The organism is Bombiscardovia coagulans (assembly GCF_002259585.1).
In the GTDB taxonomy this organism is placed as follows: domain Bacteria; phylum Actinomycetota; class Actinomycetes; order Actinomycetales; family Bifidobacteriaceae; genus Bombiscardovia; species Bombiscardovia coagulans.
Map to the genome: position 1 here is coordinate 77,397 of NZ_MWWS01000002.1, position 23,965 is coordinate 101,361.

At 46.8% G+C, this 23,965-nt stretch carries 17 protein-coding genes; 6 read left to right on the plus strand and 11 right to left on the minus strand.

Annotation, left to right across the window (positions count from 1 at the left end; all coding sequences use genetic code 11):
* Positions 1-111 precede the first annotated feature (111 nt).
* Positions 112-909: a fructosamine kinase family protein gene (locus BOCO_RS00495; RefSeq protein WP_094722155.1), complete on the plus strand. Its 798-nt coding sequence runs from the start codon at positions 112-114 to the stop codon at positions 907-909.
* Positions 910-956: 47 nt separating this feature from the next.
* Here the strand turns inward: BOCO_RS00495 and dnaJ are convergent, their stop codons facing one another.
* Positions 957-2,078 carry a molecular chaperone DnaJ gene (dnaJ, locus tag BOCO_RS00500; RefSeq protein ID WP_094722244.1) on the minus strand — a complete coding sequence of 374 codons (1,122 nt, stop codon included), beginning with the start codon at positions 2,076-2,078 and terminating at the stop codon, positions 957-959.
* A gap of 72 nt (positions 2,079-2,150) precedes the next feature.
* Positions 2,151-3,245 carry a heat-inducible transcriptional repressor HrcA gene (hrcA, locus tag BOCO_RS00505; protein ID WP_094722156.1) on the minus strand — a complete coding sequence of 365 codons (1,095 nt, stop codon included), beginning with the start codon at positions 3,243-3,245 and terminating at the stop codon, positions 2,151-2,153.
* Positions 3,246-3,495: 250 nt separating this feature from the next.
* Between hrcA and tkt the strand changes: the two genes are divergently transcribed.
* Positions 3,496-5,598 carry a transketolase gene (gene tkt, locus BOCO_RS00510; RefSeq protein WP_094722157.1) on the plus strand — a complete coding sequence of 701 codons (2,103 nt, stop codon included), beginning with the start codon at positions 3,496-3,498 and terminating at the stop codon, positions 5,596-5,598.
* A 200-nt stretch (positions 5,599-5,798) separates the two neighbouring features.
* Positions 5,799-6,908 carry a transaldolase gene (gene tal, locus BOCO_RS00515; protein ID WP_094722158.1) on the plus strand — a complete coding sequence of 370 codons (1,110 nt, stop codon included), beginning with the start codon at positions 5,799-5,801 and terminating at the stop codon, positions 6,906-6,908.
* Positions 6,909-7,120: 212 nt separating this feature from the next.
* On the opposite strand, the gene secG is transcribed toward tal, so the two are convergent.
* The 8 genes from secG to uvrA form a co-directional block, all read right to left on the minus strand.
* Positions 7,121-7,369 carry a preprotein translocase subunit SecG gene (gene secG, locus BOCO_RS00520; RefSeq protein ID WP_094722159.1) on the minus strand — a complete coding sequence of 83 codons (249 nt, stop codon included), beginning with the start codon at positions 7,367-7,369 and terminating at the stop codon, positions 7,121-7,123.
* A gap of 79 nt (positions 7,370-7,448) precedes the next feature.
* On the minus strand, positions 7,449-8,240 hold the full coding sequence (gene tpiA, locus BOCO_RS00525; RefSeq protein WP_094722160.1) for a triose-phosphate isomerase: 792 nt from the start codon (positions 8,238-8,240) through the stop codon (positions 7,449-7,451).
* A 94-nt stretch (positions 8,241-8,334) separates the two neighbouring features.
* The gene (locus BOCO_RS00530) at positions 8,335-9,540 is read right to left on the minus strand and encodes a phosphoglycerate kinase (RefSeq protein ID WP_094722161.1); all 1,206 of its coding nucleotides are present in this window, start codon (positions 9,538-9,540) and stop codon (positions 8,335-8,337) included.
* Positions 9,541-9,680: 140 nt separating this feature from the next.
* Positions 9,681-10,631 (minus strand): DNA-binding protein WhiA, encoded by a 951-nt coding sequence (gene whiA, locus BOCO_RS00535; RefSeq protein WP_094722162.1) that lies wholly within the window; start codon positions 10,629-10,631, stop codon positions 9,681-9,683.
* Between the two features lie 218 nt (positions 10,632-10,849).
* Entirely contained in the window at positions 10,850-11,767 is a 918-nt protein-coding gene (rapZ, locus tag BOCO_RS00540; protein WP_244568702.1) for an RNase adapter RapZ, read from the minus strand.
* 11 nt (positions 11,768-11,778) lie between these two features.
* Complete coding sequence (locus BOCO_RS00545; RefSeq protein WP_158520381.1) at positions 11,779-12,747, minus strand: shikimate dehydrogenase family protein; 969 nt, start codon at positions 12,745-12,747, stop codon at positions 11,779-11,781.
* 35 nt (positions 12,748-12,782) lie between these two features.
* Positions 12,783-15,143, minus strand: coding sequence for an excinuclease ABC subunit UvrC (uvrC, locus tag BOCO_RS00550; protein ID WP_094722165.1), 2,361 nt, complete (start codon positions 15,141-15,143; stop codon positions 12,783-12,785).
* 29 nt (positions 15,144-15,172) lie between these two features.
* Complete coding sequence (uvrA, locus tag BOCO_RS00555; protein ID WP_420835383.1) at positions 15,173-18,145, minus strand: excinuclease ABC subunit UvrA; 2,973 nt, start codon at positions 18,143-18,145, stop codon at positions 15,173-15,175.
* A gap of 270 nt (positions 18,146-18,415) precedes the next feature.
* On the opposite strand from uvrA, the gene BOCO_RS00560 reads away from it, so the two are divergent.
* Both BOCO_RS00560 and BOCO_RS00565 read left to right on the plus strand, forming a co-directional pair.
* Complete coding sequence (locus tag BOCO_RS00560) at positions 18,416-19,366, plus strand: TspO/MBR family protein (RefSeq protein WP_094722167.1); 951 nt, start codon at positions 18,416-18,418, stop codon at positions 19,364-19,366.
* 107 nt (positions 19,367-19,473) lie between these two features.
* Entirely contained in the window at positions 19,474-21,075 is a 1,602-nt protein-coding gene (locus BOCO_RS00565; protein WP_094722168.1) for an ABC-F family ATP-binding cassette domain-containing protein, read from the plus strand.
* A gap of 3 nt (positions 21,076-21,078) precedes the next feature.
* Here the strand turns inward: BOCO_RS00565 and BOCO_RS00570 are convergent, their stop codons facing one another.
* Positions 21,079-21,768 (minus strand): MgtC/SapB family protein, encoded by a 690-nt coding sequence (locus BOCO_RS00570; protein ID WP_094722169.1) that lies wholly within the window; start codon positions 21,766-21,768, stop codon positions 21,079-21,081.
* Positions 21,769-21,952: 184 nt separating this feature from the next.
* Here BOCO_RS00570 and BOCO_RS00575 point away from each other — a divergent pair, with 184 nt between their 5' ends.
* On the plus strand, positions 21,953-23,962 hold the full coding sequence (locus tag BOCO_RS00575) for a bifunctional ADP-dependent NAD(P)H-hydrate dehydratase/NAD(P)H-hydrate epimerase (RefSeq protein ID WP_158520382.1): 2,010 nt from the start codon (positions 21,953-21,955) through the stop codon (positions 23,960-23,962).
* The last annotated feature ends 3 nt before the right edge of the window (positions 23,963-23,965 follow it).

The following is a 23,965-nucleotide window of genomic DNA, read 5'->3' on the forward strand; positions in this document are numbered from 1 at the left end:
CAAGAATCTCACATGCAAGCTTAGCTGCTACCTTAGCCAAGCAATATCGCAGCTGTGTATGTCGTGCAGAATACCCACAATGGAGGTAATAGAAAACGCAAGGGAGGCGTCATGTCAAACACATACCGTAAAAGCAGTGTTGGAGCACCAAGTGGCTTTTTCGAGTGCGAAGGTCGAGGATTGCAATGGTTAGGACAGGCACAATCTCATGGCGGCCCTCGAGTAGTTGAGGTTTACAATTGGGGCAAAGACTTTCTTGATATTGAACGAGTCATGAGTACCTCTCCCTCACCCTCCGCAGCTTACCGCTTTGGCGTTGAGCTGGCGCATATGCACGATGCTGGAGCACCATGTTTTGGAGCTCCTCCAGAAGGGTATGAAGGGACTTGCTATTTCGGACCACTTCAAGATCCAGTACCGATGGAGACTGGAAATTGGCAGACCCCACTTGATTATCTCAGCGACGGACGTCTAAAACCTATGGTGCAAATGGGTATTGACAGAGGTTCCCTTAAACAGTCAGATATGGACATGATAGAGGATATTATCACTGCTCTACCTGAACTCATGGGAGCTGCTGCTGAAGACAGTCCAGCTCGTATACATGGTGATTTGTGGTCGGGCAATGTGATGTGGACAGAAAGTGGAGGTCAAACCCAAGCAGTGCTTATAGATCCAGCAGCCCATGGTGGTCACCGAGAAGAAGATTTGGCAATGCTACATCTTTTTGGAATGCCTTATCTGTCACAGATAGAAGATGGTTATCAGTCAGCACATCCCCTGTCTAAGGGCTATCGAGACCGTTATACCCTCTGGCAGCTCTACCCTATTGCTGGTCACTGCGTCTTCTTTGGGGGTGGCTACGTCAGCGAATTACGATCGATGTGTCGTTCTCTCCTCAGCAAATAGCCTTGTGGTTGGGTGGTCTCGTACAAATCACCCAACCACGCTATCACTTAGCTAAAAATATCTTTAATTTTACCAAAAAGACCTTTTCTACCTTGTAGTGGCTTAGATGACTGTGCTACTTCATGGGCATTAGAATCGTGGCTGGCTGCAAATTGTTCTATGAGGCTAGATTCCTGTTCACTCAGTTTTGTGGGGATCTGTACCATAACGTGAACCAGAATGTCACCTCTGTCTTGAGAACCCATTTTAGTGACACCTAAATCTTTGAGATCGACGACGTCGCCTGGCTGGCACCCAGCAGGCACTGCTAGCTCTCGCTGTCCATCAAAGGTTTCTAGCTCAACATCATGTCCCAAAACAGCCCAAGTCATAGGTACACTTATCCAGCAGTGAAGATCATCTCCATCGCGGGTGTAAAGCTTGTCAGCCTTTATATGAACATCTATATACAAATCTCCGGCAGATCCCCCGCCTTCTCCAACTTCACCTTGAGAGACGAGCCGCAGGCGGCTACCATCAGCAACTCCCGCTGGCACAGTAACTCCCACATCACGACGTACACGCACTCGACCATGTCCCTGGCAATCTTGACAGGGGTGCTCAATAATAGTTCCATGCCCCTCGCATCGTTCACAAGGAGCTGTTGTCATCATCTGGCCTAGCAATGTTCGTACTACTTTTTGGGCGTATCCTTGCCCCTTGCAAACAGGACATGTTACCGGTTTTTCGCCTTTCTCAGCGCCCGAACCTCCACATGTTTGACACAATCCAAATGTATGGATTTGAGCATGTGCAGTTCCACCAAAAACTGCCATTTTCAAGTCTATGGTCACATCTGCAAGAGCATCCCGACCTGGTTGAGTTCGAGGAATCGGTTGCTGGCCCGAACCTGAGAATCCTGATCCAAAGAATTGCCCAAAAATGTCTCCCACATCGAAGCCTTGAGCTCCAGAGTTGGGGTTGTTAGGATCAACACCAGCATCATACATCTGACGTTTTTGCGGGTCCGACAGTACTTCGTAAGCGTTATTTACTTCTTTGAACTTATTTTCATACTCTGGCCCGGCGATATCAGGATGATACTTACGGCTCATTTTCCGGTAAGCTCTTTTAATATCGTCGTCGCTTGCATCTCGGGTAATTCCCAAAAGCTCGTAGTAGTCTGCCACCGATGTTCCTTCTGCTTGACTTATGACTGCCCATTGTGCCATACGGCCAGGTCAGTACTTCCTGTTTGTTTCTCATTCCTCTTCACTGTTACTGAGGAATTGTGTAAGGTATGATGCCACAGCTCTCACAGCAGTCATAGTCGTGGCATAGTCCATGTGAGTGGGTCCTATAGAACCCACAAAAGCTATAGGGGTATCGTTCAGGTCATATTCGCTCAACTCTTCAGTTGAGCGCTCAGCCTTGGCGTGCCCATAACCACTGGTAACCACCGATGCATGCATCAGACCAGGAGTCTGCGTTTCTGATCCTATGACAACGCTGACACCTCCATGTTGCTGCGAAAGTTCACTTTGGGCAGTCATCAAACGCATCAATACAACCTGCTCTTCAAGGGCATCAAGCAAGGAAGCAAGCTCACCGATCGGTACAGTATGTCGATGTGTAAGCTGGGAACGTCCAGCCATGTAAAGATTGCCAGATTCCTCTTCTTCAGCCATTTGAGACAAAACAGTAGATAAATCTTGCAACAGAACCGCTGTTTGCTCATCGGTTACTTTATAAGATCCAGTGAGCATTTGCTGAGATACTCCTGCCAAGGTGTAGCCACGACACTGTGTGTTTAAGCTATCCGACAAATTAGCTAGTGCCTGTTCAGTGAGGGTATTCGAATACGACAGACTAACAGCATGTTGAACAACCCTTCCTGTATCAGTAATTACAATAACGAGCACTGTTGTTTTAGCTATAGAGATCAGTTCAATCCGCCGTAAACGTGATTTTGACAGTGCAGGTGACGCAACAACTGCTACTTGTCCAGTAATTTGCGCCAAGAGACGGGCAGAACGTTGCAAAACATCTTCGAGGCTTACAGAGCCTGAAAGAAAAGCGTCAATACCGTTACGTTGCGCAGGTGACAGTGGCACCCGCTTGGTTAGTCGGTCTACGAAATAACGATACCCTTTTTGTGTAGGTATGCGACCAGCAGAAGTGTGAGGCTGTATCAGGTAGCCCTCTTCTTCTAAAGCTGCCATATCGTTGCGAACAGTAGCAGAACTCACTCCTAGCTGGTGCCCTTTTGTTAATGCACTTGACCCAACGGGCTCCTGAGATTGTATGTAATCCTCTATTACTGCACGCAGAACCAACATGCGCCTATCTGCTCTCATACTTTCCTCCTAGCTGCCTCACACTAGCAACTCCTTATAAAGAGGCTTTTCTACATAGTATTAGCACTCTATGCCTCAGACTGCCAGAATCTTCATTCAAGGCTGAGCATGGCACTGCCGAAGAGCCAAAATATAGCCTTCAGTGTCTCCTCGAGAGGATACGATAAGAACTACAATGTGAAGGTAAATGAACATTTCGGCACAAGTCGAAACATGTCAACCTACCAATTGGAAGGAAAGTTGATCATAAATGACCGATTTTACGTGGACTGATCTGGACAAGCGCGCTGTTGATATGGCGAAAGTCCTTTCAGCTGATGCTGTCGAGAAGGCCGGTTCTGGTCATCCGGGCTCTCCCATTTCTTTGGCTCCTATCGCCTACACGATATACCAGCACTTCATGACTCACGATCCTAACGATCCTAACTGGGCAGGACGAGATCGATTCATACTTTCTGGCGGGCATGCCTCTTTAACACAGTACGTTCAACTCTTCTTCTCCGGTTATGGCCTAACTCTTGACGATCTGAAGAAGTTCCGTACCGCTGGAACCCGCACTCCAGGACATCCTGAATATGGTCTTACACCTGGAATTGAGATGACCACAGGACCATTGGGACAAGGACTTGCGTCAGCCGTTGGTTTTGCCTATGGACAACGTTTTGAGCGTGGCTTGCTTGATCCTGACACACCCGAGGGTAACTCTCCTTTCGACCACAAGGTTTGGGTTATTTGTGGTGAAGGCGATCTCGAAGAAGGTGTCTCTTCAGAAGCGAGCTCACTCGCAGGTGGGCAGAAGCTCGGTAACTTGACTGTTATCTTCGATGCCAACCATATCCAGATTGAAGGTGACACGAAGATAGCTTTCGATGAAGATGTGCTCAAACGCTACGAAGCTTACGGTTGGTACACCGATGAGTTCTCCTTTATTCAGGAAGATGGTTCCTATGTGGAGGACGTTGAAGGTTTTGCTGCCGTTCTCGAAAGAGCAGAGCAAGTAACCGATCGTCCAAAGCTGATTAAGGTCGATACCTTAATGGCATGGCCAACTCCAGGAAAAACGAATGATCCTTCAGCGCATGGTTCTGCGCTGGGTGCAGAAGCTGTAGCTGGGCTAAAGAAGGCTCTGGGATATGATCCTGAAGAAAGCTTCCACATTGACGAAGAAGCTTTGGCACACGCTCGTGAAGTTGCTCAGCGAGGTCTTGCTGCCCATAGCGCTTGGGACAAGAATTTTGACAACTGGCGCAAGGCAAACCCTGACAAGGCAGCTTTATACGATCGTATTCACTCGCATAAGCTACCTGAAGATTTCGATAAAGCTATCGATAAGGCCATTTCCTCATTCGAAGTTGGCTCCAAGGTTGCTACTCGTAAAACTTCAGGCGCAGTGCTCAACGCTATTGCCGAAATAATGCCAGAGCTTTGGGGTGGTTCTGCTGATTTAGGCGGTTCCAACAATACCGACATTAAGGGTGCCGCTTCCTTCGATCCAGAACATCTGTCAACTGTCCAATGGCCGGAAGCCAATCCATATGGTCGCCAACTCCACTTCGGTGTCCGAGAGTTCGCTATGGGTGCCATTACGAATGGTATTTTGCTTGGCTCGGATACTCGTCCATTCAATGGAACATTTTTCCAGTTCTCTGACTATGAACGTCCAGCTGTGCGCTTAGCTGCTTTAATGGACATTCCTAACTTGTACGTTTGGACACACGATTCGGTAGCACTTGGCGAAGATGGACCTACCCATCAACCAATCGAGCACCTTGCTGCTGTCCGTGCAATTCCTCAAATGGAAGTGGTACGCCCTGCAGATGGTTTTGAAACTGCCGAAGCATACCGCTACTTCTTTGAGAAGAAGAACACACATCCGACTGCCATGATTTTAACTCGTCAGGGTGTGCCCATGATGGAAGAGACTCGCTCTAAGGCCGCCCAGGGTGTCCGTAAGGGCGCTTATGTGCTCGTTGATTGTGATGGACAGCCCGACGTCATCATCATGGCAACTGGTTCTGAAGTACAGCATGCTGTAGTTGCAGCTAAAACTCTAGGTGCTGAAGGAATCAAAGCTCGTGTCATTTCAGTACCGTCGTTAGAATGGTTCGAGGACCAAGACCAAGAGTACAAGGAAGAAATTCTTCCAGCTGCTGTCAAGGCTAGAGTTTCAGTAGAAGCAGGCTTAGCTCTTCCTTGGTATAAGTATCTCGGTTCTTATGGCAAGCCAGTATCTATCGAGCAGTTCGGCTTACAAGGTTCAGGCGACGAGAACATGCGAGACTTGGGCATCACTCCTGAGCACGTTGTTGAAGCAGCTAAAGCCTCTATTGAAGAAGTAAAGGCCGCTCGCTGAACGAGTCCTCAAAAAGAGCTCACTGTGCTCATTGAGGCTGAACGTATTTTTACAGTTATACGTTCAGCCTCAATTCCCTGCATAGTAGCGGTGTGTATGAGTTACACACCTGTTGGGATTACTGACGAGACACAACAATGAGGTCTGTACCTGTATACATATTTCAACAAGTATCTGTTGAAACTATCAAAGGAGAAACAATGGCAGAAAATGAGAACACACAGCGCACAAGCGACTCAGGTGTGTCAATTTGGCTGGATGATTTGAGCCGTACACGTATTGAATCAGGCAATCTACAAGAGCTTATTGCTGAAAAAAATGTGGTAGGGGTAACTACCAACCCTTCTATCTTCCAAAAAGCTTTGCACCAGGTAGGACCATATGATGCTCAATTGAAAGAATTGGGCAGAGTCAACGTAGAAGATGCTGTGCAAGAATTAACAACCACAGACGTCCGCAATGCAGCAGATATTTTCCATGACGTTGCTGAGCAATCCGGTTACGTTGATGGACGTGTGTCTATTGAGGTCGATCCACGCCTCGCTCACAATACTGAAGAAACAGAAAAGCAGGCTGAGCAGCTATGGAAAAAGGTTAATCGTCCCAATGCAATGATCAAGATTCCAGCTACGCTTGAGGGCTTACCAGCTATCACAGCAACACTCGCTAAGGGAATCTCTGTGAATGTGACTCTGATTTTCTCACTTGAACGTTATGAGCAGGTCATTGACGCTTTTATCGAAGGTATGGTTCAAGCTGATCAGAATGGCCATGATCTCAAGCATATGGGCTCCGTAGCTTCCTTCTTCGTATCTCGCGTTGACTCAGCGGTTGACAAACTTTTGGAAGCCAATGGCTCTGATGAAGCTAAGGCTCTTGAAGGCAAAGCTGCTGTGGCTAATGCGCGTTTGGCATATGAGCTCTTCGAGAAGAAGTTCGCAGCTGATCCTCGTTGGGCTGCTCTCGAAGCTAAGGGTGCGCATAAGCAACGTCCTCTTTGGGCTTCAACTGGAACTAAGAATGAAGCGTATTCTGACTGCAAATATGTCGATGAGCTGGTAGCTTCCAACGTCGTCAATACCATGCCGGAGAAGACTCTGGACGCCGTTGCTGCCCATGGCAAAGGGCTCCCCTCTATCGAAGGAAGCTATGAGGAAAGCCATACCATTATGGAGCAGTTAGCGGATCTCGGTATCTCTATCAAAGAGGTTACTGATAAGCTGGAAGCTGATGGTGTTGCATCATTCATAGAATCATGGTCTTCTGTATTGGCCGACGTGCAAGCCGGAATAGATCGTGTTAATGGCTGAGTGATATCACATAGTGCTTTCTCGTAAGTAATTGAGAAAGCACTTCACTGATATGGGGATTGCTGGAGCTACTCTTCGGTAATCCCCATTCATATATATAGTCACTTCTATTCGGGTAACTATCGATCACCACAGCATCTGGCAAAATAGCCGGTCTTTATATGCAAAATGCCCCTGAGATCTTTCTCTCAGGGGCATTACTCAGCTATCGATCATCCAATATGATATTTAGTCATCAAGCTAAGAGCGATGATAATAGATACCCAAATGACAGCAACAATAATGGTAAGAACATTTAAGTTTTTCTCAGCCACACCTGAAGTACCTGCATTTGAGCCTAGCCCACCACCAAACATATCGGAAAGGCCGCCGCCTTTACCTTTATGCATCAAAATGAGCAACGTTAGTAGGATGCTGGCAATAACTACCACAACTTCCAGCGCTATTTTGACAATGGTCACAGTTTACCTCCAGAATTACAATGTACTTACCACTGTAGCGCATGATACGGTCAAAATCTAATGTAAACCTGCTACCCTCTCAATGACGACTTGTTTTTACCGTTAATCGTGCGATTTTTGAGAATTCGTCAACCTCTAATGCGGCTCCCCCAACCAAGAAACCATCTACATCTTGTTGGCCTATTAACTCTTTAGCATTTTTAGACGTTACTGATCCACCGTACAGAATACGCATAGCTTGAGCTGCTTCCGTACCGAAGGTGTCTGCAACATACGAACGAATAGCTTTTGAGGCTTCCTGTGCAACTTGAGGTGTTGCCACCATACCAGTGCCGATAGCCCACACAGGCTCATATGCCACGATTAATTTACTCACATCTTCCTGCGACAAGTCTCTGGTAACATCCTTGACTTGTCCCACTGCGAACTCTAACTCAATGCCTTGTCGTCGCTCCTCGTAACTTTCTCCCACACAGAGTATGGGCTGCATCCCGGCTGCCAGCACTGCCCTTACCTGGTCGACAATGTTGGCATCATCCTCAGGATGGTACTTTCGCCTCTCGGAGTGACCCACAATTACATACGAACAACCTAATTGAGCAAGCATATCTGCAGATACATCTCCTGTAAAAGCGCCTTGGGATGTAACTGAGACTGTTTGCGCACCGTAACGAATGTGTAAGTTATCTGCTTCTACTAAAACTTCTATAGAACGCAGTGCCGTAAAAGCCGGGAAAAGGGCAACTTCGCAACGACCGTAATCAAACTTTGCATCACGTAGTAGCCAGACCAGTTTTTGTAGAAAGTACGTAGCTTCAAGATGATCAAAATTCATCTTCCAATTGCCCGCTACCAAGGGTGTTCGAACCATGTCCGCCTCCACAGAAAAGTGGTCTAAGCCAAGTGACAAAATGCCGGACGTCGGTTATCGAGCGCCCGGCAACTATGAGAGCAATACGTATGTATTACTCTAAAACGCGCAATCCAGGTAATTCCTTGCCTTCCAGGAATTCCAAGGAGGCTCCACCGCCGGTAGAAATATGAGAAAAGGCATCTTCTGCAAAACCTAAGTTGCGGACCGCAGAGGCTGAGTCTCCACCACCTACGATGGTAAATGCTCCCGCATGAGTAGCATCAACTAGACCCTGGGTTACAGCCTTTGTACCTTCGGCAAACTCTGGAACTTCGAACACACCCATAGGACCGTTCCACACTACAGTCTTTGAATCTACAATCTTGTCGTGGAATAACTTGCAAGAATCGGGACCAATATCCAAGCCCATCATATCGCTAGGAATAGCGTTAGCAGCAACTACCTTAGGTTCCACTGGAGTGTCTCCAGCTGGGTAGCCTGGGTTGACGACAATATCAGTCGGAAGAACCAGCTCTATTCCATTATCTTTTGCAGTCTTAATATAGCCCTTAACTGTTTCTACCTGATCTTCTTCCAGCAAAGAGCTACCGACTTCGTAGCCTTCAGCTTTAAGGAAAGTAAATACCATGCCGCCACCGATGACAAGCCTATCAGCCTTGTTAAGAAGGTTTTCAATAACTCCAAGCTTGTCAGAAACTTTAGAACCACCCAAAACTACAGTGAATGGGCGCTCAGGATTCTCAGTAGCCTTTGAGAGTGCTGTAACTTCCTTTTCGACTAACAGACCTGCAGCAGAAGGCAAATAAGTAGCAACTGAGTAATTGGAGCCTTGAGCACGATGGACTACACCGAAGCCGTCAGAAACGAAAACATCTCCCAAAGCAGCAATCTTCTTTGCGTACTCCGAACGCTCCTGTTCATCCTTGCTTGTCTCTTCAGGATTAAAACGCACATTCTCCAACATAACGACGTCGCCGTCGCTCATCTGAGCAACCTTAGTCTGGGCATCAGGACCGTAAGTATCCTTAGCCAGTGGGACTTGTATTCCTAACAGTTCACCTAGTCGTGCTGCCACGGGTGCCAAACTAAGTTCAGGAACTACTTGGCCTTTGGGCCTGCCGAGATGGGCCATGAGAATGACTTTAGCGCCTTGTTTGCGTAAAGCTTCTATAGTCGGTAATGCAGCCTTAATACGGCCGTCATCCGTAATAACTGTTCCATTGAGCGGGACATTAAAATCAGCACGCACCAGTACGCGCTTACTTTTAAGATTACCTAAATCTTGAAGCGTCTTCATAGATTTCCTTTCCAGGCCGAACCGGAAGATGTGAAAAACCACATCACATCCAGTCAGCTTTATTAACACTACTGACCCAACAGCTAATAATAGCCTCGAGAAGAGATAAATTGACCGTTGCCACAATGATATGTACGAAACTAATCCTGTTGTTCTTCTAATTGTTTCCGGACTTTAGCAGATAATTGCAAAAGCCTGCGAATACGACCAGCTATAGCGTCCTTTGTGATAGGTGGATCAGCCAAACGTCCCAATTCTTCGAGGCTTGCATCTCTATGATCCAATCTCAATTGCCCAGCGGCTCTTAGATTCTCAGGGATATTGTCTCCGAGTATTTTGAAAGCTTCTGTTACTTTAGCAGAAGCCTCAACTGCAGCTTTTGCTGAACGACGCATATTTGCATCATCAAAGTTGGCAAGACGGTTTGCTTTTCCTCTGGACTCTCCATCAGATCGCTTACCAGTCCATTCTCTCGCCGTTTTAGGTGCTCCTATGAGGTTAAGCATACGCTCTATGGCGTCTGGATCCCGAAGAGTTACTCTTTCCGAACTTCGGACTTGACGAGCTTTGGCTTTAATACCCAAACGCAGAGCTGCTTGTACTAGGGCCAGGGCAGCCTCTGGACCTGGACAAATAATCTCGAGATATGAAGCCTTGCCAGGATCTGACAGTTCTCCATGAGCTAAAAAGGCACCCCTCCAAGCTGCTTTCACTTGAGAAATGTTTCCTAAAACAATATCGTCCGGAAGGCCTCGTACGGGGCGCTTACGCTGATCCAGCAGACCTGTTTGTAGTGCCAGTGCACCACCAGCCCGCAAAACTCTTACAGAGTAACGTTTTACCTGACCAGTCGGTGTCTGTCTGCTTACTTCAATTAAATCCGAATCGTGCCCATACACATCACGGACGGTGTTCTGAAGCCATTGAGCTGCCGCAAGCGAATCAAACTGGGCCTCAACGACAATATGCCGCTGAATGATATGTAAACCACCGCCAAATCGTATCATCGCCGCGGACTGTGCCTTTTTAGCCTGAGGCAGTTCACTCTCTATACCAGCGAGCTCACTTTTGACGTCATCCAGTAGGGCCAAGACCCATCCTCCTACTTAAACTCAAGATAAATAATTAGAACCTCATCACGATACCAACAGATGAGGTTACCGAATTACTGTGATATCGAAGATATTGGACAACTTACAGGGAAGTTATCAAGCTAAAGTCGTACAGCACGGCAGATACAAGAATACCTGCTGTACGGGACTGAATGATGTGAACTGTCCCACACTAGCGTGAGAATGGCGAAATAAACTTACAGCTTATTCTTATGAGGCAACTCCCGAGCAGAAACACTCACTTCCATACCGTTACTCCTCAACCTGCGTGCGAGTTCTTCACTCATAGCCACTGAACGGTGCTGACCACCCGTGCAACCGATAGCGATGTTAACAAAATGCTTATCCTCTTGCGCATACCCTCGTACAGCGGCCATTATTGCTTTAGTATACGCATCTAAAAACTCTTGTGATCCCTGAGATGACAGTACATAATCACGAACAGGCTGGTCACGTCCATTCAGCTCACGAAGTTCTGGTACCCAGTATGGGTTGGGCAAAAACCTCACATCAGCAACAAAATCGGCATCTATAGGCAAACCATACTTAAACCCGAATGAAAAAATGTGAACAGCAACAGTGGTAGGACCTTCTCCTAAGAGCGATTCATAGAGTTTGGTGGAAAGCTGGTGGATAGTTAAACAGGATGTGTCAATAACGATATCCGCACGATCCTTCAGTCCATCCATAAGTTCGCGCTCACGATGAACACCATCAATGAGCCTGCCTGAACCTTGCAAGGGGTGAGGCCTACGTACAGACTCATACCGTTTGATAAGCACTTCATCGCTAGCTTCTAAAAAGATAATTCTACAACTCACACCTAAGTCATCGAGGTGGCCAAGAACAGCGTTCAGATCATCAAAGTAGGATCGTGACCGTACATCGATAACCGCTGCCAAGCGGTGTATGCTACTTCCCGAAGAAGTCATGAGGTCGACCATAGGTACCAATAATTTGGGTGGCAGATTATCCACAACATACCAGCCCATATCTTCTAAACAATCGGCAGCATGAGTGCGCCCAGCGCCGGACATGCCAGATATGAGCATAACTTCAAAACTCTTTAATGGCTGTTCAGTTGAATGTTGGTCGCTGGTTTGTGGGTCAAACATCGATTGTGCACTCATAATAAGGCCTCTCTCATAGCTGAATCCATAGCATGAACAGGAATGTCTTCGATAGGGACCGAGGTCATCAGGGACACCTGCCTTACGGCTTGATAGAGTAACATACGATCTCCTTGTAAGGCTACTCCTTTTCTAACCCGTGACCAAGCAGAACTTAAACGGGTCTGTCCTGAACCATAAACGACGTCTAACAACACTGGATCATATTCTTGTTTCCTGCATGTTTGATAGCCCTCTTCTAAGGATCGCGCCATACTATCAGCTGCTCCCGCAGGAATGGTGCTGACTACGAGGCAGGCATGAGCTAAGAACATGCCGCCTTCTTCCATGTCCACAACTCTTACCGATCGAAAACCTAACGTTTTAGCTAGCTGCTGGGCTTGCAATGCTCGTTCAAGATGACGGGCAGCAATAATAAGCTCTGTCGCACCAATAGTGTGTAGTGCAGCTATGGCTGAACAAGCAGTAGCTCCGGTTCCAATAACCATGACGGAACCATCTATAGGAATATCTGTGAATATCGTTTGCTCAACGTCGTTGACAGACTCTAAAGCTCGGATCATGTCAAACGGTTCAAATTGGTTTCCATCACCACTACTCGAAGCAGCTAAGGCACATACGATGCCTTCCACATCTGTGTTGTACAAGTTTAGAAGTCGATGAGACTCTTGGACTTGTTCCATCAAAATAGCAGTGTTAGCGATTCCCAACTTGCTCGTCCAATAGTCTTCAGCTGTTCCCAGAGACAATGACTCTCGCTTGAGCGGCATAGTTAAACTAAGTCCCTTCCAGCTGGAGTCAATCTGAGAAAGAAATACCTGCAAACTTCCTGAAGTGACCTCGCACTGTTCATAGGACCAATTCTTCAACCCTAGGGCACGATAGGCTGCCGTGTGCAAAACCGGAGACAGTGAATGGCTGATAGGCGAACCAAGTACAGCACAATGCTGGATAACTGTTGCCATATCTCTCTTCCAACCTTCCTCTGTCATCGACTATATTAGTTATTGCTGCTGGTGTCATCCCCGTGGAGTGCCTTGTAAATTGTGGCAGCTTTTTTCTTCCCTATGCCTGCTACCGATTCAAGTTCTTCAAGGCTAGCCTTACGCAATTGCCTGACTGAGCCAAACTCTTTCAACAGTCGTTTTTGATAGACACCACCAACACCGGGAATATCATCTAATGCTGATCTCAGTGAACCTTTACGCCGTGTCTGCCTATGGTAAGTAATCGCAAAACGGTGCGATTCATCACGTACCCGCTGCAGCAAATACATCCCTTGGGACTGGCGTTTAAAGATGATCGGGTAATCCTCTCCAGGTACCCACACTTCTTCCAAGCGCTTAGCTAAACCGCACAGCGCCACGTCATGCACACCAGCATCTGCAAGGGCTCTGGCAGCAGCTTCAACCTGAGGTTTACCACCATCCACCACAATGAGGTTGGGTTTATATGCAAAATGCCTAGGCTTGGTATTTTGTTGTACTACTTCTTCTGAACCAGTACTATCTGACCTCTGAGCATGATCGTTACTTGCAGAAGCTAGTGCAGGCCTCTCTTGCCTTGTTCGTTGCACTTCACGTTCATTCTCAAGACTATCTCCAGAATCACCTGCTACATTCCCATGTTTAAATCTTCGGATCAATGTCTCATAGATTGCCGCTGTATCATCCAAGGCCCCTGAACCGTCGTCTCCTTTAATTGCAAAACGACGGTACTCAGCCTTTTTAGGCATGGCATCCTCGAAAACTACCATAGATGCCACTTGGAATGCGCCACCGACCGTATTTGAAATGTCGTAACATTCGATACGCAGAGGCGACTGTTTGAGTCCCAGTCCCTGCGCTACATCGTTCATAGCTGCCGTTCTAGCTCCTAAGTCAGCTATACGACTCATCTTGCTGCGCTGAAGGGACTGTTGTGCATTCGCAGTAGCTCGATCCATAAGAGTCTTTTTTTCACCCCGACTCGCTACATGGATAGTGACCGCACCTGAACGAATACCAGAAAGCCAGCTTTCTAGCTGCTCCGTTCGATCTGGTTGTATAGGCACCACTAATTCCCTAGGAATAGGTGATATAGGCTCAAGGAGATCCATGCGTCCTGTTTGTTCCTGACGGTCATGACGAGCCTTTGTCGCTTGAGCGCGTTCAACTGCACCCATAGCAGTGACTCGTTGAGTGGACCCCAAGGCGTCTCTCTTCTGGCTTACTGATATAGAAGAATCTTCATTCTCCGGTATTTCCATTTCATTGATTTGCGGATGTTGTTCAGCTTGGTACTCTGATACGAGATCAGAATAGACTTGGATAATAAGGTCACTCATCAGCTCTTCATTGCTGACATCCTCAACTCGCTCTACACTCCAGCTACGCTCTCCTCGAATGGCACCAGCTCGAACGAAAAAAGCATGTACTGACGCTTCTAGCTCATCTGAAGCCATTCCAAACACATCAATATCTACATCTGAATTAAACACCACTGAGTTTTGCTCAATAACAGTTTCCAACATACTAATTTGATCACGAAGTCGCGCAGCTTTTTCAAACTGCAATTCCTGACTTGCCTCATTCATCTGCCGTTTCAATCCAGCCTTGTATGTCTTACCCAATCTACCCGTCATGACACCAACGAGTTCTGCGACAAGCTTGCGGTGATCGTAAGCGGAGATAGAACCGACGCATGGTGCAGAGCATTTACCTATCGAAGCTAAGAGACAAGGACGTCCAGAAAGCTGTGCCTTACGAAAAACGCCCGGGGTACAAGTACGGACGGGATATGTTTTCAGCAGGGCATCTAAAGTATGACGAACATCCCAAACTTTTGCGTAGGGACCAAAATAACGAGTATCTCTACGTTTTCGTACACGAGTCATCCACACCCTTGGAATTGTTTCACCTATAGATACCGCTAGGTACGGGTATGTCTTATCATCTCGGAAGACGACATTAAACCGTGGATCAAACTCTTTAATCCACGTATATTCAAGTGTCAGTGACTCCAATTCGGTACCTACAACAGTCCACTCTAAGCTACGGGCAGTGAGAACCATTGTTTGTGTGCGTGGATGTAAGTTGGGTAAAGGCTGGAAATAGTTGCTCAAACGATTCCGTAAATTCTTGGCTTTCCCCACATATATGACTCGACCGTCAGCATCCCTCCATTTATAAACACCTGGTTGAGCTGGTATATCGCTAGTCTTGGGCCTAAACAGATCACGGCTATCCCCCAGCAGAGGTGCACCGTTGGGATTTACCTCCACGCTGTCTGTACTTGCCCCAGTTGCCGTCGAGTGAATGAGTGTCTGTGCAGTCTTCCGCCAGAAACTTGAAGAATGACGTTCAAAGCAACTTCTTGACATTGAATTCGTAAACCTCTTTATGCTGTGTTTTATTTCTTAGGTGCACGTGTGTGTTTGGCTTTTGAACGAGACTTTCCCCGTTGTTTCCCAACTGCTGCATTGGCTTTAACCTCACCCAGCATAGGACGCAGGAACTTGCCAGTCCAACTGGTAGTATCTGCTGCTACCTGTTCTGGGGTACCTTCCACTACGATAGTCCCTCCACCATCTCCACCTTCTGGCCCTAAATCAATAATCCAATCCGCTGTTTTAATCACATCAAGGTTATGCTCTATCACGATTACAGAGTTGCCCTTATCTACTAGTCCCTGCAAAACTCCTAATAGCTTACTGACATCTTCAAAGTGCAGACCTGTCGTGGGCTCATCAAGTATATAAACAGTACGGCCATCGGAACGTTTTTGCAGTTCCGTTGCTAGTTTTACTCGTTGAGATTCTCCACCAGATAGAGTAGGCGCAGGTTGGCCTAATCTGATGTATCCTAAGCCAACATCAACCAGGGTTCGCAAATATCTCGATATTGATGGGTATGCTGCAAAGAAATCTGCAGCCTCTTCTATAGGCATATCAAGCACGTCAGCAACAGTTTTCCCTTTATATGTCACCTCTAACGTCTCACGGTTGTACCGTTTTCCATGACAGGTTTCGCACTTGACATACACGTCTGGCAAAAAGTTCATTTCTATTTTAATGGTTCCATCACCATGGCAGGCTTCGCAGCGTCCGCCTTTGACATTAAAGGAGAAGCGTCCAGGACCATATCCTCGTACCTGAGCCTCCGGTGTTTCAGCAAATAGCTGTCGAATTTTATCCCATACGCCTGTGTATGTCGCAGGGTTGGAGCGTGGTGTTCTGCCGATGGGATTCTGGTCCACGTGAATAACTTTGCGTAAAGCGTCCACGCCTTCTACCCTGGTGTGTTTACCTGGCACCATACGAGCATTATTGAGTTTATCAGCGAGAACTGGATAGAGAATTGAGTTTACCAGTGTTGATTTTCCTGACCCAGAAACTCCGGTAACAACAGTCATGACACCAAGAGGAAACTCTACCGTGAGATTTTTGAGATTGTTTTCTCGGGCACCTACAACTGTTAGTACTTTGGTGTGATCAACGGTTCTCCTGTGTTGTGGAACAGCGATCTTACGTCTACCTGAAATATAGTCTCCAGTTAACGAACGAGTGGCTTTGCTCAAACCCGCTGACGGACCAGAGTAGATCACTTCTCCACCGTGCTCACCAGCTCCAGGTCCTATATCTACAAGCCAATCAGCTTCTCGTATAGTGTCCTCATCGTGTTCCACAACGATGAGGGTGTTCCCTAAATCACGCAAATGCTTAAGCGTCTTAATGAGACGCTCATTGTCCCTCTGATGCAAACCTATGGACGGCTCATCTAAAACATACATAACACCAACTAGGCCAGAGCCAATTTGCGTGGCTAAACGTATACGCTGAGCCTCGCCACCTGACAGGCTGGCAGCAGCACGCGAAAGAGTCAAATAATTCAAACCAACATCATTGAGGAAACGGAGCCGAGCCGTAATTTCTTTGAGAACCTCGCCAGCAATCTTGGCTTGCGCTCCATCCAAGTGCAGATGCTCGACCCACTCACATGACTGAGAAATGGGCATATCACAGACTTGAGCGATGGACAAATCTCCTACAGTAACTGCGAGAACCTCTGGTTTGAGTCTCTTACCATGACAGACCCTGCAAGGCACCTCTCTCATGTAAGACTCGTAGTACTGTTTCACAGAGTCTGAGTCAGTCTCATCTCTACGCCTTTTCAGTGTACGAACGACACCTTCAAATCCTGTCGTATACTCACGAAGACGACCCCAACGATTCCGGTAAGAGACTTTAACCTTAAAATCATGTCCGTACATGATGGCGTGACGGACATCTTTTGGCAAATCTTTCCATGGAGTCTCAGTTGAGAATCCCATCTCTTCAGCCAGCCCATCAAGCATGTGTTTATAAAAACGCTGTTGAGTTTTGGTTGATGCCCAAGGCTCAATGGCCCCATCGCGCAAAGATTTTTCTGGATCAGGTATGACTAATTCAGGATCGATTTCTAAGCTGAACCCTAGACCTGTGCATGCTGGACATGCACCGTAGGGAGCATTAAAAGAAAATGTTCTTGGCTCTACCTCATCTAGTTCAAGTTCATGCCCATTCGGACAAGCCCTATGCTCAGAAAATGGCTGGCGCCGGTTTCTATCATCTTCGTCGAGGTCAACAAAATCAACTACAACCAGTCCTTTAGCAAGGTTGAGAGCTGTTTCCACTGAATCAGTAAGTCGCTGACGAATAGAAGCTTTTATCACCAATCGGTCAACAACAACTTCAATGGTATGTTTTTTTTGCTTTGCTAATACGATATCCTCAGACAGTTGCCTTGTTTCGCCGTCGATAATAGCTCTTGCATAACCATCTGACCTCAGCAAACCTAAGGTTTCAACAAATTCACCCTTGCGACCTTTTACTATGGGAGCTAAAAGTTGAAATCGAGTACCTTCAGGCTTAGTCATCAGAGTGTCAACAATTTGTTGTGGTGTCTGTGCATGAATTTCAGCGCCACATCTTGGACAATGGGGTATTCCGGTACGCGCAAACAGGAGCCGTAAATAATCGTAAACTTCTGTGATAGTTCCTACTGTTGATCTTGGATTACGGTTAGTAGTTTTCTGATCAATTGATACAGCTGGGCTTAATCCCTCAATAAAATCTACATCAGGTTTATCCATCTGTCCAAGGAACTGACGAGCATAGGAGGACAAGGACTCAACGTACCGGCGTTGCCCCTCAGCAAATAACGTATCAAAAGCAAGTGAGGACTTACCTGAACCAGATAACCCCGTAAAAACCACAATCTTATTGCGGGGAATTGTCAGATTAACATTTTTAAGGTTATGAGCACGGGCTCCCTGAATAACGATCTTGCGGTCGTTGTCCAAATAACTGAGATCTGCTACCAGCGTCCCATTCCCCTTAACCATAACTGGCTGCTGTAATGGTGATGTTGACTGCATATGTGTTTCACCCGTCTCCTGTAGTTGCCCTATCTACACTTCTTTGAATCAATCCCTGCTCACACATTCTTCATCATATATATTACCCCTATTCCTTGATACTTCGAACACTTGTTCGATGTTAGAGAAGTTTCTCTATGAAAACATGTACATTCGATACCTTTTTGTGCTGAAGAGGCCTAATATAGAGAGTAAGCACAAGCAGGACTTATGCAGAGTCTCAGACAAGGAGTTGCTATGAGTTCGCACGATGAAGTACACACACAATCACCTCAAGCTACGGAGCCAGCTAACCCAAGTATCGATCGCAAGGCTTTCAACTCACAACAGATAAAAACACCTTCAGTGCTCGAAGCAGAACAGTCTGCCCACGAATCCATGGCGGAAACAGACGCACGCGCAGAACGACGGTGGAAACTTATCGAAACTGTTATTTTGTGGGCGTCATGGATTATTATGGTTGGTTTTAATGCTTACGCTGAGATCTTTCGACTCTTTGGAACAACGACCGGCCAAATTGCAAAAGAACAAAATGTTTGGTTTATGCCCGATGGCCCGGCTTTTGCTATCTGGGGTCTCATTTACATAGGTTTGGGCGTTTGGCTAATCCGCTTTTGCATAGCAGGACCTTCACGGAAACGACTAGGCAAACTTCCCATTACTCTCAGCGGACTGATCTTTGTAGGAACATGCATACTGAATATTGCTTGGCTTTCATTCTGGCATCTCAGAAGTTATACCATATCACTTATTCTCATATGCGCTCTGACTGTCATGGTATGGCTCCTGTATGTACAAGTACGCCGCGATGCCAATCAGCAACATACTTCACAAGCTGCTAGCCTATTAGACTGGGGTCCGCTTTCTCTATATGGCAGTTGGCTCGTGGTAGCCAGTATCCTTAACGCCTGCTATGTAGTAGAAGTCCTCAGCGGTGGGATTTCAGATGTTATACAAGCTTTTGAAGTGATCATCCTTCTCTGCCTGCTACTTATCGTATCCTTCCTTATGGAACAAAAAGCGAAAGATTGGGTCTTCGGATTAGTCGTATTCTGGTCCGCTGTAAATATAGGTTTACGCCTCTTTGCACACAGCATGTCGCTGGGAATATTCATCATCGTTCTTGCGGCAGTTGGAGATTTGATTACTTATTTCCCTTGGGGAACGTTCAAACTAGTGCATCGTTAAGAATATCGGCCCCTTCGCTAAGATAGTCGCTGAGCATAGTGTAACTGACGACAACTATAGTCAGATATGCAATAGCGGCAACCATATAAGAAAGCGTCGGGCAAAGCATGACAATAGAGGCACAGGGACTGGAGATTCGAATAGGAGCCCGTCTACTGCTCGCTCCTACTAATTTTCACGTCATCAAGGGTGACCGCATCGGCCTCGTCGGTCGTAACGGAGCTGGAAAAACTACTCTCACCCGCGTTATTACGGGAGAAATGCTGCCGTCATCTGGAGCAGTTCGAGTAAGTGGACAACTTGGTTATTTACCTCAAGATACTCATGCTGGGGATCCTGAACAAACCGCTATCGATCGTGTAATGTCTGCACGCGAAATCTCTTCGATTATTCAGAGAATGCGCACAGCAGAAGCAGAAATGACAAGTCCAGACCCTAAAGTCATGGAGCGGGCCATGAGACGCTACGATCGTGCACAAGAAGACTTCGACGCGGCCGGAGGTTATGCGGCCCAGTCAGAAGCCATTGTAATTAGTGAGAGCCTAGGTCTCAGTCAAGAAACCCTCAAACAACCTTTAGGAACCCTGTCTGGAGGACAGCGACGACGTGTTGAACTGGCACGTATACTGTTTTCTGATGCTGACACCTTAATCCTGGACGAGCCAACCAACCACTTAGATGCGGACTCTATAGAGTGGCTCAAGGGATATTTGCGTAAGTACGAAGGTGGCTTCTTAGTTATCTCTCACTCAACTGAGCTCTTGGATGAAACTGTCAATAAGATTTGGCATTTAGATGCACAGAGCTCTCGTATCGACATGTATTCAATGGGATGGACAGCTTACCTTAGGCAGCGAGTGGTGGACGAAGAAAGACGCAGAAGGGAACGCGAAGTAGCCGAAAAAAAGGCAGACCGCTTAATGAAGCAAGGTATGCGTTTACATGCAAAAGCAACTAAAGCAGTTGCAGCTCAAAATATGATGCGTAGGGCCGAGCGTCTTCTCGAGAACACTCAGGAATCGACACAAGCCGAAAAAGTTGCCGACTTACGTTTTCCAGAACCGGCACCATGTGGAAAAACTCCGATCATGGCAAAAGATATATCGAAAGCCTACGGTTCCAACATAGTATTCGCTGGCATCAATCTCGCCATAGACAAGGGATCCCGGGTAGTCATTTTGGGGTACAATGGCGCAGGTAAGACAACCACGTTGAGAATTTTGTCAGGTATCGAAATGCCAGACACTGGGACAGTGGAACTGGGGCACGGGGCTAAAATTGGTTATTTTGCTCAGGAACACGATACGCTAGAAGATACTATGAGCGTCCTAGAAAACTTGCAGCATGTAGCACCAGACTTAGATAATACGCAAGCTAGAACTATATTAGGATCCTTCCTTTTTTCAGGAGACGATGCCATGAAACCTGCTTCTGTCCTGTCCGGTGGAGAGAAAACCAGATTAGCTCTTGCAACACTAGTGACTTCTCGGGCCAATGTACTCCTCTTGGATGAGCCGACAAACAACCTTGACCCGGCATCTCGAGATGAGATCCTGAAGGCAATATCTAAGTATGAAGGCGCCATAGTGCTAGTAACACACGATGAAGGAGCAGTACAAGCTCTAAATCCAGAGAGAGTACTGCTCATGCCTGATGGAGACGAAGACCTGTGGAATGACAGTTACCTGGAATTAGTGGCAGAAGAGTAAAGATCAGCCCTCATTATCCAACACTTCTACTTCGGATACACCGTCTGTTTTATTGATTTCTTCTATTAAATCAGATATGTCGCCCTTACCTAACAAGTTGATCGTTACAACAGCTCCATGCCATTCATTTTTACTTATCTCATGACTGGATAAAACGCGTGTTTCAAAACCCATTTGAGTTGCTTGCAATAGGGTCGCGCGCAAAGAACCATGTCCATCTTCATAGACAATTTGCAATCCGGTATTCTGCCTGTTGCGCAAGATCCATTTGACAATAGGAGAAATAATAAAAATAGCTACAAAATAAAGGACTACAGCCAAAATAGCAATTGAAAACATATTAACGCCACAGGTGACTCCAACAGCTGCAGCAATCCAAATGGCCGATGAGGTAGTCAGACCTCGTACAGCGTCGTGATTAAGAAAAATGACACCAGCTCCAATGAAGCCTATTCCTGACACTACGCCAGCAGCTATTCGTGAGGCATCCCATGAGAAATTACCCGCGGCCGCATTAATGCCATATAAGGAAACTAATGTAAATAGGCATGAGCCCAGCCCAACTAAAATATGAGTCCGAATTCCCGCGTCATGCCGTAAATACTCTCGTTCAAAACCAATCAAACCGCACAGTACAACAGTTAATATCAGCGCTATAACCTGTGTTGGTGCAGGCAGTTCAAATCCCATCATACATGTATCCCCTACTTAACTCATTCTCGTATACCCAAGTACGAGAATGAGCCTATACCTCTTCCTCAGTACGGTCAACCCGAGATTCGCATGGCTTACCCTGACATTATCAAAAAGGTTTACAGTAGATATAAAGGTGACCAACGAACTTGAAAAGGCAAAGGGGCCAAGAAAGGATGGATTCATGACAGATGTGATAAACCCATTAGACAACAAGCTGAAGAAGACGGCATATTCAACAGAGACAATTCACACTATGACACGTCCCCTTCTACAGGAGGGGAGACCTCTCATGGAGGAGGCTGGTAAAGCAGCAGCGACCACAGCTGCACTTATGCTATCCATGGCTGACATTGAGGTCAGCCATTCACAGGTGGTTATTTTGGCAGGCAGTGGAGGCAACGGATGTAACGGGTTATTTGCTGGCGCACGACTGGCATCAATGGGTGCGAAAGTTATTGCTTTGGCAACGGGCCACTGTCTACAGCCGAAAGCAGTAGAGGAATTTACCGGTGCTGGAGGGAATATCGTCCCTCTCTCACGGGAAGCCAGCATTCCTCGTTTCCCATCTCCTCAAACTGCTTCACAAGAACAGGATAAGTTACAACAAGCAGTAAAACTGACGCAATCGTGCGACCTTATTATTGATGCTATGACAGGAATTGGTCAGCATGGTTCCCTGCATGCGATACCTGAAAAGCTTGCGGAACAGATAAAAGGTCAGATAGAGAATCAGACCACAGCTATGCTATCAGCTGATCCTTGGCACCAGCACAGACCTCTCGTCGAAGCCATTGATGTGCCTTCAGGGGTGGGCGTTGATGATGGAACAGTACCAGGAGCATACATACCAGCCGATGTAACGGTATGCTTTGGTGCTTTAAAACCATGCTGCCTACTTCCCCCAGCTGCCTACGCATGCGGCAATATCGTACTAGTGGATTTTAAATTCGATATCTCACATGCTCCAGTAGCGGTAGAGGCTATGGATACTCATTCCTGTGCCAGCCTTATCAGAAAGGCAAAGTTCAGCGATAATAAATATACGCGAGGTGTCGTAGGTCTAGTTACTGGCTCAGAACAATACCCTGGTGCAGCAGTTTTAAGTAGTTGTGCAGCAGCTAACAGCGGTGCAGGTATGGTACGTTACATAGGGCCAGAACGCCCAAGCAATGCGGTTTTGTCAGCACTGCCAGAAGCAGTACTGGGAGAAGGAAAAGTTCAAGCCTGGGTTCTTGGTTCCGGAGTTTCTACTGCCATTGCCAGCAAACAGACAGACCAACAAAGAACCATTATATCTCGCATACTCGCAGCCCATGGGGACTTTACAAAATCTGGAATGGACGAGAATCAGAAACACGATTCATGCCGTCCTATGGTCATCGATGCTGGTGCTCTAGACATGCTGCCACTTCGACAACTACCATCGCACGTGGTGCTCACCCCGCATACAGGAGAACTAGCTTCCCTGCTCGCAAGTATGGGTGAAACCGTTACAGCGTCTGATATCAGCAGCAAACCACTCTATTGGGCACGACGTGCTTGTGACTTGACTGGCGCAACTATTCTACTCAAGGGAGGCATCACCATCGTAATATCTCCAAGAAATAATGGTGATCCAAAAATATTTACCACCGGTTTTGGACCAGCTTGGCTAGCAACCGCAGGTTCCGGTGATGTGTTAGCTGGCATCGAGGGAGCTTTACTTGCTAGTCAATCGGAAATATTAGCCAGTGACCCTTCACAGATAGGACTGGTAACGGCGAGCGCTGCCTTTCTTCATGGCATTGCAGCCTCACTAGCTTCCCACAGCCAGCAGAGAGCCTGGAGGTTGCCTCTCCTAATGGACACTCGTTCGATCGAAGATTTTACTCATGAAGCCAAACAGGCTTGGAGTTACGAATACAGAGTAGGTAGGAATAGCGCCACTCCCCTAGGTCACCCCATTCACGCATCAGAATTGGTAAACTCACTGAAAGATGCTCAAGAACTGCTGCTTGCCTTGCCCTACTTACATATTGAAAGACCATCTGAACAGGTACATGTTGACAAGCAGGTACAGACTGAAGACACTAATAACAGACCTATTTCAGATAGATCCAGAACTGAAACTGAGCAACAGAATCTGCCTTTAGAAGCCAGTAGTCAAGAACATACCCAGGCTTTCTTGGGAATTGATCCCTTGTGGTTTTAGGAA

Bases quoted from the DNA above. Each gene is read 5' to 3' on its own strand.
- BOCO_RS00575 (WP_158520382.1), top strand. From the start codon at position 21,953: ATGACAGATGTGATAAACCCATTAGACAACAAGCTGAAGAAGACGGCA.
- hrcA (WP_094722156.1), bottom strand. From the start codon at position 3,245: ATGAGAGCAGATAGGCGCATGTTGGTTCTGCGTGCAGTAATAGAGGAT.
- BOCO_RS00495 (WP_094722155.1), top strand. From the start codon at position 112: ATGTCAAACACATACCGTAAAAGCAGTGTTGGAGCACCAAGTGGCTTT.
- BOCO_RS00560 (WP_094722167.1), top strand. From the start codon at position 18,416: ATGAGTTCGCACGATGAAGTACACACACAATCACCTCAAGCTACGGAG.
- BOCO_RS00530 (WP_094722161.1), bottom strand. From the start codon at position 9,540: ATGAAGACGCTTCAAGATTTAGGTAATCTTAAAAGTAAGCGCGTACTG.
- BOCO_RS00545 (WP_158520381.1), bottom strand. From the start codon at position 12,747: ATGGCAACAGTTATCCAGCATTGTGCTGTACTTGGTTCGCCTATCAGC.
- uvrC (WP_094722165.1), bottom strand. From the start codon at position 15,143: ATGTCAAGAAGTTGCTTTGAACGTCATTCTTCAAGTTTCTGGCGGAAG.
- BOCO_RS00565 (WP_094722168.1), top strand. From the start codon at position 19,474: ATGACAATAGAGGCACAGGGACTGGAGATTCGAATAGGAGCCCGTCTA.
- tal (WP_094722158.1), top strand. From the start codon at position 5,799: ATGGCAGAAAATGAGAACACACAGCGCACAAGCGACTCAGGTGTGTCA.
- BOCO_RS00570 (WP_094722169.1), bottom strand. From the start codon at position 21,768: ATGATGGGATTTGAACTGCCTGCACCAACACAGGTTATAGCGCTGATA.
- uvrA (WP_420835383.1), bottom strand. From the start codon at position 18,145: ATGGTTAAGGGGAATGGGACGCTGGTAGCAGATCTCAGTTATTTGGAC.
- tkt (WP_094722157.1), top strand. From the start codon at position 3,496: ATGACCGATTTTACGTGGACTGATCTGGACAAGCGCGCTGTTGATATG.
- tpiA (WP_094722160.1), bottom strand. From the start codon at position 8,240: ATGGTTCGAACACCCTTGGTAGCGGGCAATTGGAAGATGAATTTTGAT.
- rapZ (WP_244568702.1), bottom strand. From the start codon at position 11,767: ATGTTTGACCCACAAACCAGCGACCAACATTCAACTGAACAGCCATTA.